At 57.5% G+C, this 16,261-nt stretch carries 15 protein-coding genes; 5 read left to right on the forward strand and 10 right to left on the reverse strand.

All coding sequences use genetic code 11. The features are described from left to right. Positions 1-159: 159 nt before the first annotated feature. On the reverse strand, positions 160-924 hold the full coding sequence (pgpB, locus tag D781_RS11530; protein ID WP_015672506.1) for a phosphatidylglycerophosphatase B: 765 nt from the start codon (positions 922-924) through the stop codon (positions 160-162). 281 nt (positions 925-1,205) lie between these two features. Between pgpB and ribA the strand changes: the two genes are divergently transcribed. Then, positions 1,206-1,799, forward strand: coding sequence for a GTP cyclohydrolase II (gene ribA, locus D781_RS11535; protein ID WP_015672507.1), 594 nt, complete (start codon positions 1,206-1,208; stop codon positions 1,797-1,799). A 46-nt stretch (positions 1,800-1,845) separates the two neighbouring features. On the opposite strand, the gene acnA is transcribed toward ribA, so the two are convergent. The 5 genes from acnA to topA form a co-directional block, all read right to left on the reverse strand. Further along, complete coding sequence (gene acnA / locus D781_RS11540) at positions 1,846-4,518, reverse strand: aconitate hydratase AcnA (protein ID WP_015672508.1); 2,673 nt, start codon at positions 4,516-4,518, stop codon at positions 1,846-1,848. Between the two features lie 293 nt (positions 4,519-4,811). Then, complete coding sequence (locus tag D781_RS11545; RefSeq protein WP_015672509.1) at positions 4,812-5,237, reverse strand: hypothetical protein; 426 nt, start codon at positions 5,235-5,237, stop codon at positions 4,812-4,814. A gap of 2 nt (positions 5,238-5,239) precedes the next feature. Next, positions 5,240-5,938, reverse strand: coding sequence for a hypothetical protein (locus D781_RS11550; protein WP_015672510.1), 699 nt, complete (start codon positions 5,936-5,938; stop codon positions 5,240-5,242). A gap of 429 nt (positions 5,939-6,367) precedes the next feature. Next, positions 6,368-7,342, reverse strand: coding sequence for an HTH-type transcriptional regulator CysB (cysB, locus tag D781_RS11555; protein ID WP_015672511.1), 975 nt, complete (start codon positions 7,340-7,342; stop codon positions 6,368-6,370). A gap of 360 nt (positions 7,343-7,702) precedes the next feature. Next, the gene (gene topA / locus D781_RS11560) at positions 7,703-10,306 is read right to left on the reverse strand and encodes a type I DNA topoisomerase (RefSeq protein WP_015672512.1); all 2,604 of its coding nucleotides are present in this window, start codon (positions 10,304-10,306) and stop codon (positions 7,703-7,705) included. Between topA and D781_RS24005 the strand changes: the two genes are divergently transcribed. Beyond that, entirely contained in the window at positions 10,208-10,528 is a 321-nt protein-coding gene (locus tag D781_RS24005) for a hypothetical protein (RefSeq protein WP_199557176.1), read from the forward strand. The two genes, topA and D781_RS24005, sit on opposite strands and share 99 nt — an antisense overlap. Before the next feature lie 203 nt (positions 10,529-10,731). Beyond that, positions 10,732-10,983 carry a YciN family protein gene (locus D781_RS11565; protein ID WP_015672513.1) on the forward strand — a complete coding sequence of 84 codons (252 nt, stop codon included), beginning with the start codon at positions 10,732-10,734 and terminating at the stop codon, positions 10,981-10,983. A gap of 48 nt (positions 10,984-11,031) precedes the next feature. On the opposite strand, the gene sohB is transcribed toward D781_RS11565, so the two are convergent. Then, positions 11,032-12,078, reverse strand: a complete 1,047-nt coding sequence (gene sohB, locus D781_RS11570; RefSeq protein ID WP_015672514.1) for a protease SohB — start codon at positions 12,076-12,078, stop codon at positions 11,032-11,034. Between the two features lie 344 nt (positions 12,079-12,422). On the opposite strand from sohB, the gene D781_RS11575 reads away from it, so the two are divergent. Beyond that, positions 12,423-13,184: a YciK family oxidoreductase gene (locus tag D781_RS11575; protein WP_015672515.1), complete on the forward strand. Its 762-nt coding sequence runs from the start codon at positions 12,423-12,425 to the stop codon at positions 13,182-13,184. An 11-nt stretch (positions 13,185-13,195) separates the two neighbouring features. Continuing rightward, on the forward strand, positions 13,196-13,786 hold the full coding sequence (gene cobO / locus D781_RS11580) for a cob(I)yrinic acid a,c-diamide adenosyltransferase (RefSeq protein ID WP_015672516.1): 591 nt from the start codon (positions 13,196-13,198) through the stop codon (positions 13,784-13,786). A 42-nt stretch (positions 13,787-13,828) separates the two neighbouring features. Here cobO and rluB read toward each other — a convergent pair whose 3' ends face one another. From rluB to D781_RS11595, 3 genes are all read right to left on the reverse strand, one after another. Further along, a complete protein-coding gene (gene rluB, locus D781_RS11585) occupies positions 13,829-14,743 on the reverse strand; it encodes a 23S rRNA pseudouridine(2605) synthase RluB (protein ID WP_015672517.1) in 915 nt (304 codons plus the stop codon). Positions 14,744-15,155: 412 nt separating this feature from the next. Next, complete coding sequence (locus tag D781_RS11590) at positions 15,156-15,515, reverse strand: Rap1a/Tai family immunity protein (RefSeq protein WP_015672518.1); 360 nt, start codon at positions 15,513-15,515, stop codon at positions 15,156-15,158. Between the two features lie 100 nt (positions 15,516-15,615). Then, a complete protein-coding gene (locus D781_RS11595; RefSeq protein WP_015672519.1) occupies positions 15,616-16,236 on the reverse strand; it encodes an L-threonylcarbamoyladenylate synthase in 621 nt (206 codons plus the stop codon). Positions 16,237-16,261 lie beyond the last annotated feature (25 nt).

Below are 16,261 nucleotides of genomic sequence, written 5' to 3' on the forward strand. Positions count from 1 at the left end.
TTCGGCAATAATGGCATTATTGAACTCGCAGATGAGAACCTGTCTCAAAATAATGAATTAGTAATGAAATGGGGGCGAATGCGCCAAATACAAGGCGGAGGCGCGGGATGGCGTTGGCGACGGGCGGCGCCGCCAACGTGACACTGTGACAACGGCAGCCTACTCCCGGTGGCTGCGATGGGCGATCTCCCGCTGCTCTTCCGGCGGCGGCGCAAGCGGCCCGAACCAGCGCTGCGCCAGCCAGCAGGCAATCGCTACCAGCAAGGCGCTGATTAAGGTTGCCACCGCCAAATCACGCGGCCAGTGCATGCCCAGCAGCAGACGGCTGGCCATCACGCCGGCCGCCCAGACCATCAGCACCGCCACGGTTTTATAATGCCGACGCGGCCACAGCAGGCCGACGCCCAGCAAGGCCCAGGTGGCGGCGAAGGTGGTATGGCCGGAAGGGAAAGCAAAACCGGTTTCAAACTGCCAGTGCTTGCGCAGCCACGCCGGCACCAGCGGCTGATCCTGCAGCTGTTCCTTCACCAGCGCCGCGCGCTGTTTACGCTTCAGCGAGTAAAAATGCTCTTCGCTGATATTGTGCTGCCGCTCCAGCCACAGCACGAACGGCCGCGGCTCCTGCACCTGCTCTTTAATCAGCGATTTGACCCCCTGGCCCACCAGGATCGACGCCAGCAACAGCACCAGCAGCCCGATCGCCGGCTTCAGGCGAAAGCGCAGGCACCACAAAAACCAGGCCGACAGCAGCACGCTGGTCAGCACGCCCCACGGCGCGGTGACCGTTTCCGTCATCCAGAACATCACTTTCAGCAGCGCGTTATCGCCGCCGGGCTGCCACTGCCAGCCGGTCAGCCAAACGGCTAACGGAATGAATAACAGCAACAGGGTTCCGCCGGCGGTGCGTTTTGCAATATCAAACATTTTATCATCCCGGTTATGGTTCAGAGCGCAGTGTAACAATCTTGTAATCTCAAGAACATGGCAAACGACGCCGGCGCCAAGCCTGGGGCGCCCCGATTGCATTAATAGTCGGCGCACGACGCCGGATGCTGGTTTGCTGAGCACCGCTGGGCAAGAAGTTATGGCAGAATAGTCGATAATAAGCCATTGGAATCTGCAGCGACGCGTTTAATGCTGGTCAGGCGTTTAAGTCGGACGTACCATGCGTTGCAGCGATTGAATCGAAAGTGTTGGAGAGTAACATGCAGCTTAAACGGGTGGCAGAGGCTAAACTGCCGACACCTTGGGGCGATTTCCTGATGGTGGGTTTTGAAGAACTCGCCACCGGGCACGATCATCTGGCGTTGGTTTTCGGCGACATCAGCGGCGACACGCCGGTGCTGGCGCGCGTACATTCGGAATGTCTGACCGGCGACGCCCTGTTCAGCCTACGCTGCGACTGCGGTTTCCAGCTGGAAGCCGCGCTGGAGCATATTGCCGAAGAAGGCCGCGGGATCCTGATGTATCACCGCCAGGAAGGCCGCAACATTGGCCTGCTGAACAAAATCCGCGCCTATGCGCTGCAGGACAAGGGCGCCGACACTGTAGAAGCCAACCACCAGCTGGGCTTCGCGGCGGACGAGCGTGACTTCACCCTGTGTGCGGACATGTTTAAACTGCTGGGCGTAGATGCGGTGCGCCTGCTGACCAATAACCCGAAAAAGGTGGAGATTCTGAGCGAAGCCGGGATCAATATCGTTGAGCGGGTGCCGCTGATCGTCGGCCGCAACCCGAAAAACGAGCGTTACCTGGCGACCAAGGCGGCCAAGATGGGCCATCTGCTGGACCAGAAGTAATCCGCAGCCAATAAACTATCAGGGCGCCCGCAGGCGCCCTTTTTTATTACAGCATTTTCCTGATGACGTAGTGCAGGATGCCGTCGTTCTGGTAGTAGGTCAGCTCGGTTTGCGTATCGATGCGGCAGCGGGTATCCACCACTTCTTCGCGGCCGTCAGCATAGGTGATATGCAGCGGCACCGTCTGCCCCGGCTGCAGACTCTGCAGGCCGCCGACGCTGATGCTTTCATCCCCGCTCAGCGCCAGCGTTTTACGCGTCACGCCCTGCGGGAACTCCAGCGGTAAAATCCCCATGCCGATCAGGTTCGAGCGGTGGATCCGTTCGAACGATTCGGCGATCACCACGCGTACCCCCAGCAGGCGCGGCCCTTTCGCCGCCCAGTCGCGGCTGGAGCCAGAGCCGTACTCTTTACCGGCAACCACCGCCAGCGGCACCTGCTCCTGCTGATAACGCATCGCGGCGTCATAAATCGCCATCTCTTCCTGCGACGGAATATGCCGCGTATAGCCGCCTTCCACCCCCGGCACCATTTCGTTGCGGATGCGGATGTTGGCGAAGGTGCCGCGCATCATCACCTCATGGTTACCACGGCGTGAACCGTAGGAGTTGAAGTCGCTGTCCGCCACCCCGTGCTCGCTGAGGTAGCGCCCCGCCGGGCTGTCATGCTTGATGTTGCCCGCCGGCGAGATATGGTCAGTGGTGACCGAATCCGCCAGGATCGCCAGCAGGCGCGCATTGTTGATATCCTGCACCGGCTCGGGTTTTTCCTGCATGGTGCTGAAGAACGGCGGATGGCGGATATAGGTGGAGTCTTCCTGCCAGTCATAGGTCGCCGAGGCCGTCACCTCGATCGCCCGCCAGTCGTCGTCACCGTTAAACACTTCACTGTATTCCTTGCGGAACATCTCGGTGCGCACCTCTTCCACCGCCTTGGCGATATCGGTATTGCTCGGCCAGATATCCTTCAGGTACACCGGCCGGCCGTCACGCCCTTCTCCCAACGCATCTTTGGCCAGATCCAGCTGCATATTACCGGCCAGCGCATAGGCGACCACCAGCGGTGGCGACGCCAGCCAGTTGGTTTTCACCAGCGGATGGATGCGGCCTTCAAAGTTACGGTTGCCGGACAGCACCGCGCCGACGGTCAGGTCGCCGCTCTTGATCGCCTGCTCGATCGGCTCCGGCAGCGGGCCGGAGTTACCGATGCAGGTGGTGCAGCCGTAGCCCACCAGGTTAAAGCCCAGCTCCTCCAGATAAGGCATCAGCCCGGCACTGGCGAAATAATCGGTCACCACCTTGGAACCCGGCGCCAGCGAGGTTTTCACCCACGGCTTGACCTGCAGGCCTTTCTCCACCGCATTTTTCGCCAGCAGGCCGGCGGCCATCATGACGCTGGGGTTAGAGGTATTGGTGCACGAAGTGATGGCGGCAATCACCACCGCACCATTGCTGAGCGGGTGCGTTTCGCCGTTCAGCGTAAAGGACACGGCGTCCGCCTTGTTCGGCTGCCCGCCGATTTCCAGCTCGGTCGAGGCCTGAAAAGCCTGCGGCACCGCCGACAGCGCCACCCGGTCCTGCGGCCGTTTCGGCCCGGCCAGGCTGGTTTCCACCGTCGACATATCCAGCGCCAGCGAGCTGGTGAACACCGGCTCATCGCCGGGGTGGCGCCACATGCCCTGCGCTTTGGCGTAGTTTTCCACCAGTTCAATCTGCTCGTCGCTGCGGCCGCTCAGCTTCAGGTAGCCGAGCGTCACCTCATCCACCGGGAAGAAGCCGCAGGTGGCGCCATATTCCGGCGACATGTTGGCGATGGTGGCGCGATCCGCCAGCGGCAGTTGCGCCAGGCCGTCACCGTAAAATTCAACGAACTTGCCGACCACGCCGTGCTTACGCAGCATCTGCGTGACGGTTAACACCAGGTCGGTGGCGGTAATGCCTTCGCTGAGCTTGCCGGTCAGTTTAAAGCCCACCACGTCCGGGATCAGCATTGATACCGGCTGCCCCAGCATCGCCGCTTCCGCTTCGATGCCGCCGACGCCCCAGCCGAGGATGCCCAGGCCGTTAATCATGGTGGTGTGGGAGTCGGTGCCCACCAGCGTATCCGGATAGGCGATGCGTTTGCCGTCCCGCTCCTCATGCCAGATCGTCTGGCCCAGATATTCAAGGTTGACCTGGTGACAGATCCCGGTGCCCGGCGGCACCACGCGGAAGCGGTTAAAGGCTTGCTGTCCCCAGCGCAGGAAGGTATAGCGTTCGTGGTTGCGCTGCATTTCAATACGCACGTTATCGCCGAACGCCTGCTGGTCGCCAAACTCATCGACGGTTACCGAGTGGTCAATCACCAGATCCACCGGCGACAGCGGGTTGACCTGGTCGACATCGCCGCCCAGCCGCTGCACCGCCTCACGCATCGCCGCCAGATCGACCACCGCCGGCACGCCGGTAAAGTCCTGCATCAGCACGCGCGCCGGTCGGTAGGCGATTTCACGCTCGGCGTGCCCTGCGCGCTGCCAGTCGACAATCGCTTGTAAATCCTCAACCTGCACCGTATCGCCGTCGATATGGCGCAACAGGTTTTCCAACAGTACTTTCATGGACTTCGGCAGCCGGTCGATCTCCCCGAGCTGTTTGGCCGCCCGCGGCAGGCTGTAATAGTGATACTCGCTATTGCGCGCAACCAGCTTATCCATACTTGTATCTTTCAGATTCGACGACATAGCTCCTCCATTTTTCTTATGTCAAAAACAGGGTAATTACTGAGGTCTTGTTTAAAGATAACACAAACAGGATGTAACGTTTTGATAACAACACGTTTTGATCACAGCGATAGGCAAAAGCGATGGTGCGCCGATATGCGCTAATTAAGTCAAAGGGTTAGGGAAAAACTCGTCAGGTAACAAGCAATAAATAACCGCATGAACGGCAAGGATTGTGGACGCCGCGCACGATAAGAAACAGGAAAATACCGAGTCAACGGCGAGCAAATAGTGACGCAGGGATTCGGCAGGAATTAGTCGTTCTGCACTTTGGTCAATACCGCTTCACCGGTACCTCGATCAAAAGAGAGATAAAAAATCGCGCCGCCATCCCGTTCCTGCTGTAACCAAACTTCATTAGCGCCAAGGCGCCGCTTATCCCGATGGTAACCCAAACCTTGCAGATAAGCCCTGAGCGGCTCGACATCAGCGACACGTTGGAAAATAATGGCATTTGATGGCGCATGCCCATCCCCGGGCTGCGAAACAAAAACGTAGTCTGGTGAAATACGTGGCGCTTGCGCGATCTCTTTATCCGTCAGGATGCGGTAGTTGAAAAAATCGCTTTCCGTGTATTTAGTCACGTCATTAATGCCGGTTGCAACGACGTAGATAAACACGCCGCCAAGGAGAAGCACGCTAATCAGCGTCAAACTGCCCCACTTCAACAACGTACTCACCGTTACCTTGCTCCTTTGAACTCAAATGTTGTTCCATTATCTGCAAGAACTTTGACAATCCCGGACGTGAAGTCATCCCACGGACGCATCCAAGTCATAAAGTGTGGAAGATTCACCTTATACGGTAGATGTCTAACACAAGGATCTCTTGGGTCGGGAAAAAGTATCGGCCGAAAACCACTATTTTTGTAGGTACCAATGGCACCGTAGTAATCCCATCGACACACAGCCGCAGCATAACTCACAGGCCTGACTCGATAGTCATATCGGCCAGGAATCATATAACGATAAAAGCCAAACAGGTTAGAAACGAGATCTTCACCACTATAACCGCTGTCTGTATACCACGAAAAAACACGTCGGCTTTGTAAAGCCTCAAAAAAAAGCGATGTGTTTAACATCATCGCCAGCATAATACGATTAATATCACTGCTGTTACGTCCTCGCTTGATCCGCCACCGTGAAAATTTCCCGACGCCAAACCGGCTCCCAAATCTGGCAACGCGCATATCTTGGCGGTACATCACGGTATAAAAATCTTTTCCGCTATTCTCACCTGTCAAGAACTGGCGTTTCAGGGTAATGATATCCTCACCGCGAGCGTGCCCCATATCAAGCCACCCCAAGACCTCTGTGTAAACAAGCCCGCTTGTCAGCCGTTCAAATTTCGCCCCATCCTGTATATCCCGTCTTGTACTCATAACCTATATCCTTTCAGGTTAACATATTGCTTTTTATATCAATTATTAGTGCCTACATACTGGAAAATCTGCAGAGTATTTTAAGGGTATAAACAAAAAAAGATGTGACCTAGGTCTAGAGTAAATTTACAGTGAATCGCCACGATGGCACTTTTGAATGCGTGACCCACTCCCATGTCAGTAAAAAGCTATCAGACCATAACTCAGTTCTATAGATGATAGTCGAGGACACTTTAGAAGGGGGGGGGGTTAGCGTGTAACGTGAATCAATATCGCCTTGGCGCTGCGCTCTGAGGAAATATGAAAACGGGAGGGATAAATGTTCCCTCCCGGTAAGCCTGGCTTTACCGCCTGTTTCAATCAACAGGATCAAAACAGGCGAGCGAACACCGGAGTATTGATCCTGCTATAAGTCGTTAATTTTACGCCCTATTTCACCGGCAGCTTGATGTCCTTGAACATTGCCTCGATCTCTTCATTCGAACGCAGCGCCACCGCGGTATCCACCACGTCGCGCGTCAGGTGCGGCGCAAAGCGCTGGATAAAATCGTACATATAGCTGCGCAGGAAGGTGCTGCGGCGGAAGCCGATTTTGGTGGTGCTGTAGGTGAACACATCGCGGGCATCGACGGTCACCAGATCCGGATCCTGCACCGGATCGACCGCCATGCTGGCGATCACCCCAACCCCCAGCCCCAGACGCACGTAGGTTTTGATGACGTCGGCATCGGTGGCGGTGAACACGATGCGCGGCGTCAGTCCGGCGCGGTTAAAGGCGGTGTCCAGCTCCGAACGGCCGGTAAACCCAAAGGTGTAGGTCACGATCGGGTATTCGGCCAGCTCTTCAATGGTGATGTGGCTCTTGCCGGCTAACGGGTGATCGGGCTTCACAACCACCGCGCGGTTCCAGTGGTAGCACGGCAGCATAATCAGGTCGTCGTACAGGTGCAGCGCCTCGGTGGCGATGGCAAAGTCGGCGGTGCCTTTGGATACCGCTTCAGCAATCTGCGTCGGCGAGCCCTGGTGCATATGCAGCGAGACGCGCGGGTAGCGTTCGATAAAGCCTTTGATGACGTTAGGCAGCGCATAGCGCGCCTGCGTATGAGTCGTAGCGACGTACAGCGAACCTTTATCCGGATAGGTATGCTCACCGGCTACCGCTTTAATCGCCTCAACCTTGGACAGCACCTCGCGCGCGATGCGGATAATCTCCTGACCCGCCGGCGTCACCTGCGTCAGGTGTTTGCCGCTGCGGGCGAAGATCTGGATCCCCAGTTCGTCCTCCAGCATGCGCACCTGTTTGCTGATGCCGGGCTGAGAGGTATAGAGTCCTTCCGCTGTCGATGACACATTCAGGTTGTGATTCACCACTTCCACAATGTAACGAAGCTGCTGCAATTTCATATCTTATACCATCCTAGGTTAAACACTGCGGCCAGGCCGCATTCAGGTATATCGGTGTTTCCCGGTATGCTGAAAAGGTAGAGAGCCATAACACAGTGTTCACCCAGATGCTGCAGAAAACGCCGTTGTTAATAAGCTTTAATCATAAATACATATTTTTATATAACCACTATATCACGCTACAGCTTCAAGTATAGATCCACGTCACACTATGATAACGATTATTTCGCATTACTATCAATGCGCAGCGCCACGTCACAGTGATTATGCCGCGCCGGAATGGGCGTCTTCCCCCACCGGCGGACATAAAAAAACCAGCCGCATGAGCTGGTTTTTTAAGATTGCTGCCGTCAGCAACGGTTACTTTTTGGTTTCAACCCATTTGCCGTCCACGAAGAACGCGGTCCAGCCGGTGGCCTTGCCCTCTTTCTCCGAAGAGACGTACTGCTGCTTGGTCTTGCGGCTAAAGCGCACCAGGGTTTTGTTGCCTTCCGGATCGGCGACCGGCGCATCGGCCAGGTAACGCAGTTTCTCCGGCAGACGGTCCTTAAAGCGCTGCAGCTCTTCCACCAGCGGCGCACGGGTTTCGCGCGATTTAGGGAAAGTATTGGCCGCCAGGAACACGCCGGCCGCGCCGTCACGCAGCACGAAATAGGCGTCTGACTTGGCGCACGGCAGCTCCGGCAACGGCACCGGATCTTCCTTCGGCGGCGCAACTTCGCCGCTGCGCAGGATTTTACGCGTGTTCTTGCAGTTTTCGTTGGTGCAGCCCATGTACTTGCCGAAGCGCCCCATCTTCAGGTGCATCTCGGAACCGCACTTCTCACACTCCACCACCGGACCGTCATAGCCTTTCAGGCGGAATTCGCCCTCTTCAATCTCATAACCGTCGCAGGCCGGGTTGTTGCCGCACACGTGCAGTTTGCGCTGGTTATCGATCAGGTAGCTGTCCATCGCGGTGCCGCACTTCTGGCAGCGGCGGCGCGCGCGCAGCGCGTTGGTTTCCGCATCATCGCCTTCCAGTACGTTCAGCACTTCCGCTTCCGGCACCAGGTTGATGGTGGTTTTGCAACGCTCTTTCGGCGGCAGCGCATAGCCGGAACAGCCGAGGAATACCCCGGTGCTGGCGGTGCGGATGCCCATCTGGCGGCCACAGGTCGGACAGGCGATGCTGGTCAGCACCATCTGGTTCGGGCGCATGCCGCCCTCTTCAGGATCTTTTTCCGCCGTCTCCAGCTGTTCGCTGAACTCGGCAAAGAATTCGTCCAGTACCGCTTTCCACTCCGCGTGGTTATTCGCCACCTGGTCGAGGCCATCTTCCATACGGGCGGTAAAATCGTAGTTCATCAGCTCGCGGAAGTTCTCTTCCAGCCGGTCGGTCACGATCTCACCCATTTTTTCCGCGTAGAAACGGCGGTTTTCCACCCGCACGTAGCCGCGGTCCTGAATGGTGGAGATGATCGACGCATAGGTGGAAGGACGGCCGATGCCGCGTTTTTCCAACTCTTTAACCAGCGATGCTTCGCTGTAACGCGCCGGCGGCTTGGTAAAGTGCTGGCTCGGCAGCAGTTGCTGCAGATCCAAATCGCTGCCGATTTCTACAAACGGCAGGGTGCGATCTTCATCACCCTTACGCAGCGCCGGCATCACTTTGGTCCAGCCGTCGAAACGCAGGGTGCGGCCCTTGGCGCGCAGCTGGTAGTCGCCGGCTTTCACCGTCAGCGTGGTGGAATCGTACTTCGCCGGCGTCATCTGGCAGGCGACAAACTGGCGCCAGATCAGCTGATACAGTTTCTGCGCATCCGCTTCCATATCTTTCAGCTGTTCGGCCACCACATTCACGTCCGAAGGACGAATCGCCTCGTGCGCTTCCTGAGAATTTTCTTTGCTGCTGTACTGATTCGGCGCTTTCGGCAGGTATTTCTCGCCAAAGCTGTCGCCGATATAGCCACGCACCATATTGAGCGCATCCTGGCTCAGGTTGGTAGAGTCGGTACGCATATAGGTAATGTGGCCCGCTTCATACAGACGCTGCGCCATCATCATGGTTTTCTTCACGCCGAAGCCCAGACGCGTGCTGGCCGCCTGTTGCAGCGTGGAGGTGATAAACGGCGCGCCCGGCTTGCTGCTGGTCGGCTTGTCTTCACGATCCTGCACCGTGTAGCGCGCTTTCTCCAGCAGCGCCACCGCCGCGTGGGTCTGCTCGCGGTTGACCGGCTTGAACGGTTTGCCGTGCGCATGGGTTACTTCCATCTGCAGCGCGGTTTCACCCTGCGCCAGCAGGTCGGCGCGCAGTTCCCAGTACTCTTCCGGCACGAAGGCTTTAATATCGCGCTCGCGCTCCACCACCAGACGGACGGCCACCGACTGTACGCGGCCGGCGGACAGGCCGCGGGCAATTTTCTTCCACAGCAGCGGTGATACCATATAGCCCACGACGCGATCCATAAAGCGGCGCGCCTGCTGGGCGTTAACCCGGTCGATATTCAGTTCGCCCGGCTCGCTGAACGCCTGCTGGATGGCGTTTTTGGTGATTTCGTTAAACACCACGCGGCTAAAACGCTGGTCGTCGCCGCCGATCACTTCCCGCAGGTGCCAGGCAATGGCTTCCCCTTCGCGGTCCAAGTCGGTTGCGAGATAAATATGGTCGGCGTTTTCCGCTAACGATTTTAACTCTGCGACAACTTTTTCTTTACCTGGCAGTATTTCATACTGCGCTTTCCAGCCGTGGTAAGGGTCGACGCCCATACGGTTGACCAGCGCCGTCGTTGCATCTTTTTTAACTTTTTTCTTGGCTTTGGTTTTATCTTCGCTTGAGTCCGCGCTCTTTTTGCTGGCTGAGCCACTGGTCGGCAAATCACGGATATGACCGACGCTGGACTTCACCACGTAGTCATTACCCAAATATTTATTAATAGTTTTGGCTTTTGCCGGGGACTCAACTATTACAAGAGCTTTACCCATATTTACCTTTACCTAATTTATTTCTTCCGAAAAGAAGTCTTTTATCTCGCCGTGCCGCGGCAATTCACATCTCTTTTTTATATTGCGGCAGTCTGGCCGGAGATCAACCTGTTTTTTGCCGTTGGCTGTTTAACTGCTCAACCTGACCGCAAGTTGCTGATCGCCCCCGCCTTTCAGCCAAGCTCCAGAGGTATGGCCGTCTATGGCGTGCCGTTGGCGTAAACAAAAATTTCCACCCGAGGCCGCAAAATCCCACACTGTACCTGATAAAAAGCGCCACGCAACCTAATTAGCACGGAAAACGCTTTTTCGCCAACTTCCACAGCCTGCCAGCCGTCCAGACGGCAACTAAACCTTAGTTTATTTGCGGATAAATGGAAAGCGGCGCTAGTATATGCGCAGTAAAGTTATCCGGAGTGCAATAAATGAACAACACGACTTTACCGATTAACCGTAAAGCGTTACTCGAAGAAGCAAATAACATCATTCGCCAGCATGAAGATTATCTTCACGGTATGGTCGCCACCGATGTCGAACAAAAAAACGGTGTGCTGATATTTCGCGGCGAATACTTTTTAGATCCGGACGGTTTGCCTACGGCAAAAACCACGGCGGTATTTAATATGTTTAAACATCTCGCCCACCGACTTTCGGAAAAATACCACCTGATCGACTGAATTGCTGATAAAAAAGCGGGGGCCAAAGCCCCCGCGTCAGCGTTCTGTTTACAGCAGCGGTTTTTCCCCGCGCTGCCACCAGCGCAGTAGCAGACGATCGGCGCTTTCCGCCGCGCTGCCGGTAAAGCGATCGATCAGCCGTTTATGGCGGGTATAGCGCACCCCGATCACCTCATGGGTTTCCATTTCGGCAATCAGCAGGTCGTCGCTGGTGCCTACCGCGTCAACCAGGCCCTTCTCCCGCGCCTGCGTGCCCAGCCAGTGTTCACCGGTCGCCACGCTGTCGATATCCAGCGAGGGACGCTGCTGATGGACGAACTGTTTGAACAGCAGATGGGTTTCATTCAGTTCCTCGCGGAACTTCTCGCGCCCTTCGTCGGTGTTTTCGCCAAACAGCGTCAGCGTACGCTTGAACTGGCCGGCGGTGTGCAGTTCGACGTCCACGTTGTTCTTTTTCAGCAGGCGATGGAAGTTGGGGATCTGCGCCACCACGCCGATGGAACCGATAATGGCGAACGGCGCCGCCACAATGCGATCCGCCACGCAGGCCATCATATAACCGCCGCTGGCGGCGACCTTATCCACCGCTACCGTCAGGCGGATGCCGCCGTTGCGCAGGCGCTCCAGCTGCGAAGCGGCCAGGCCGTAGCCATGCACCACGCCGCCGGGGCTTTCCAGACGCAGCAGCACTTCGTCCTGCGCCGTCGCCACCGCCAGCACCGCAGAGACCTCTTCGCGCAGCGAGGAGACCTCATGCGCATCCATGCTGCCCTTGAAATCCAGCACGTAGAGGCACGGCTTGCCGGCTTCCACCGCCCCCGCCTTCGCCCGCTGCTTTTTGAGCTTATCGTCGGCCTTGGTCTGCTTTTTAAACTGCTTGTTCCAGATTTTTTGCTCTGCCGCATCCATGCGCGCCAGACGCATATCGCGCTGCATATCGCGATACTGTTCGCCGAGATCGGTCAGCCGCAGCTCCCCTTTTTGCTGACTCTTGCGCTGCCCCAGGCTCACCGCCAGCAGCGCCAGCGCGCCAATAGCGATGACCACCGTTGCGACCTTGGCCAAAAACAGGCCGTAAACAGATATAAACTCCACAGATTCCGCCTTGATAACAGGTTGTTAGTCGTCTGTCGATCATTCTAGCCAACTGTCCCCCCGGCTGTCGCGGCAAATCACCATTCCTGGAATACGCTGCGCACAAACGGGGACAACGAGCGCCGCCGCGCTGGGATTGTTCCGTTTTTGTTACAAAAGAATGCCGTTTCGCCCGGCTTGTCATTGAAAATGCGATCCGTTTCAGGCATATAACACGCATTATTTATCAATGTGATCGTCGCATTCGCTGCGGGGCCGGGTCGACACGCCCGCCGCCGGCCTCCCACACCCACTGCATTTCCCCGAAACGGTGGAAATTGCCCGTCACGGCGCGAGGAATTATTGTGCACTACAACCCTAAACACGATCTGCTGGATCAACGCATCATTCTGGTCACCGGTGCAGGCGACGGCATCGGCCGTGAAGCCGCGCTCACCTACGCACGCTTTGGCGCCCAGCTGGTGCTGCTGGGCCGCACCGAAAGCAAACTGCTGGCGGTCCGCGACGAAATCGCCGCGCAGGGCGGCGTGCCGGCGCTGACCGTTACGCTGGATCTGCTGCACGCCACGCAGGAGCAGTGCCGCCAAGTCGCCGCCGATCTGGCGGATAAACTGCCGCGGCTGGACGGCGTATTGCACAACGCCGGCCTGCTGGGCGACATCGTGCCGATGGCCGAGATCGATATGGCAATGTGGCATGACGTCATGCAGGTGAACGTTAATGCCACCTTTATGCTGACCCAGGCACTGCTGCCGCTGCTGTTGAAGTCCCCGGCCGGCTCGCTGATCTTCACCACCTCCAGCGTCGGCCGCATGGGCCGCGCCAGCTGGGGCGCCTATGCGGTCTCCAAGTTCGCCACCGAGGGCATGATGCAGGTGCTGGCGGAAGAGTATAAAAGTCGCCATCTGCGGGTAAACTGCATCAATCCGGGCGGAACGCGCACCAGTATGCGCGCCTCCGCCTTCCCGCATGAAGACAAGAACAAGTTGAAAACGCCGGCGGATATTATGCCGCTGTACCTGTATCTGATGGGCGATGACAGCCGTCGGAAAACCGGTATGAGCTTTGACGCCCAGCCCAACCGTAAACCCGGCGCCGCCGAATAGGAGCATGCCTCATGGCTGAAGATCGTCACCAGCAACGTCAACAGCGGTTAAAAGAGCAGGTCGACGCGCGTATTGCCGCCGCGCAGGAGAGCCGGGGTTTACTGCTGGTCTTCACCGGCAACGGTAAAGGGAAGACCACCGCGGCCTTCGGCACGGTCACCCGCGCCGTGGGCCACGGCATGCAGGCCGGCGTGATCCAATTTATCAAGGGCGAATGGCCCAACGGTGAAAAGAACCTGCTGCAGCAGCACGGCGTGGAATTTCAGGTGATGGCCACCGGCTTTACCTGGGAGACGCAAAACAAAGAGAGTGATACGGCGGCCTGTCAGGCGGTCTGGCAGCACGGTAAACGTATGCTGGCCGATGCGTCGCTGGACGTGGTGCTGCTGGATGAGCTGACCTATATGGTCGCGTACGGCTATCTGGAGCTGGAAGAGGTGATGACGGCGCTGGCGCAGCGTCCTGCCCATCAGACGGTGATCGTGACCGGCCGCGGCTGCCATCGCGATTTGCTGGAGCTGGCGGATACGGTGACGGAGATGCGCCCGGTCAAACATGCGTTTGACGCCGGCATTAAGGCCCAACAGGGCATCGACTGGTAATCATCCGCGTAGCCGTCAATCGGCGGCTACGCGGACAGCGGATCAGCTGCGTTTACGCGCCGGTTTGGCGGCGGATTTGGCGCCCGGCTTGCTGCCGCCGCCGTTGCCGCGACGCCCCGGGGACACCTGGCTGTGGCGCTTCACCGCACGGCGGATCTGGTTCGCCTTCACGCGGCGGCGCTCACGCTCGACCGGCAGCTTGCTGACCGTTTCCGGCTTCAGTTCCACCAGCTCGCGCAGGTAGTTGATCGACGGCAGGTCCAGTTCGGTCCAGCCGCCGCGCGGCAGGCCTTTCGGCAGGTCGATATCGCCATAACGCACGCGGATCAAACGGCTGACCTGTACGCCAACCGCTTCCCACAGACGACGCACTTCGCGGTTGCGCCCTTCGGTCAACGTCACGTTGTACCACTGGTTCAACCCTTCCCCGCCCTGGAATTTGATGGTGCGGAACGCCGCCGGGCCATCTTCCAGCTGTACGCCGCGGCTCAGCTGTTTTACCTTTTCGTCATCAATCTGGCCGAAGACGCGCACCGCATACTCACGCTCCACTTCCCGGCTCGGGTGCATCAGACGGTTGGCCAGCTCACCGTCGGTGGTGAACAGCAGCAGCCCTGAGGTATTGACGTCCAGACGGCCTACGGCCACCCAGCGCGAACCACGCAGCTTCGGCAAACGGTCGAACACCGTCGGGCGCCCTTCCGGATCGCTGCGGGTGCACAGCTCGCCTTCCGGCTTGTAATACGCTAGCACGCGGCACACCGCCTCTTCAGACTCTTTTACCGAGACCACATGGCCGTCGATACGAATTTTCATCGCCGGGTTTACTTCCACGCGATCGCCCAGCGTCGCCACTTTACCGTCGACGCTGACGCGCCCGGCTTCAATCATGCCTTCAATTTCACGACGCGAACCGTGGCCGGCGCGCGCTAAAACTTTCTGTAATTTTTCGCTCATGGAGCAACCTCTTGCGTCGCCTTCACAGGCGTCTGCGTATACTTTACGTTCAGTCAGTTACGGCAATTAATGCCATAACCCTATAATCTTGCACATTTTTGGCGCGCAGCATGGCAAACTCGGCGCCACGCAAACCGCCACGCTCAATGCAACGTGGCCGCACATTCTACACAAATTTTAGAATTAATGATTCTAAAAAGAGTGTTCGTTTTTCGTTCAACACTGACGGCCTGTTGGTCGCTTTCAGTCTGCCGGCGACAGCAAACGTTCTGCAGTGAACGGAAAAATGTTGGGGGCGAAGCCGATAAGCGCCGCCAGCACCGATGGTATCGGCCTGCTGAGGTGACAAAAGGCGGGGAGTCGCAATACATCGCGGGGAAAATCAGGGCCGGCGCGCGCCGGCCCTGGTGACTTAGTGGCGTTCGCAAGGATACGCGGCGGCCAGCGCCAGCATAATCACCGACGGCGCCGAGTAGTGCAGCTGTTCAGGGTGGTCATTCAGGTATTGCATTACCGCATCGGACGCGGTGCCGACGCTCATGCCGGCATCCGGGCAGATATTACGGTTGCCCTGCATCGAGTAGGTGTCGAACACCCCGGCGACATAGCCCATAAACATGCCGCCGTTCAACGCCTCGGCAACGGTGGCTACGCCGTTTTTATTCTTCACATAGCCATCACTTTCCGCCAGCAGCGCGCTGCCAGAATAAAAACCGGCGTTCGCCGCCGCCGAAACCAGTAAGGAAGCGACCAGCAAAGTCTGTTTTATCATTGTTACGCGTCCTGCCATTACTTATTTTGTGATCGTAGGATAGCGGTTTTCACCACATTTGCGGGCATGAAAGCCGATTTTCAGAATTTCTATAGAGTTATCAGCGGAACGGAGCCGGGTCGCCGGCGCCTTCGCGCACCACTTCCGGCGCGTCCTCGGTCAGGTCAACCACCGTGGTTGGCTGCTGTCCCAGGAAGCCGCCGTGGATCACCAGATCGACCTGCTTGCCCAGGTGATCGCTAATCTCTTCCGGATCGGATTCGGCAAAATCATTGCCCGGCAGCATCAGCGTGGTCGACATCATCGGCTCATTGAGCGCTTCCAGCAGCGCCAGGGCAATCGGATTGGACGGCACGCGCAGGCCGATGGTTTTACGCTTGTCGTTCATCAGGCGGCGCGGTACTTCCTTGGTCGCCTTGAGGATAAACGTGTAATGGCCCGGCGTATTATTCTTGATCAGGCGGAATGCCGTGTTATCGACATAGGCATAGGTCGACAGCTCCGACAGATCGCGGCACATCAGCGTAAAGTTATGGTGCCCGTCCAGTTGGCGGATGCGGCAGATACGCTCCATGGCCGACTTCTCTTCCAGTCGGCAGCCCAACGCATAGCCGGAATCGGTCGGATAGACGATAACCCCGCCTTTACGCAGCACATCAACCGCCTGATTAATTAAACGCGGTTGCGGGTTGTCCGGGTGAATATAAAAAAGCTGGCTCATCTGTTACTCCTAAAGGTACTGCAAC

Origin of the sequence: Serratia sp. FGI94, from assembly GCF_000330865.1 — a bacterium.
GTDB lineage: Bacteria > Pseudomonadota > Gammaproteobacteria > Enterobacterales > Enterobacteriaceae > Serratia_B > Serratia_B rubidaea.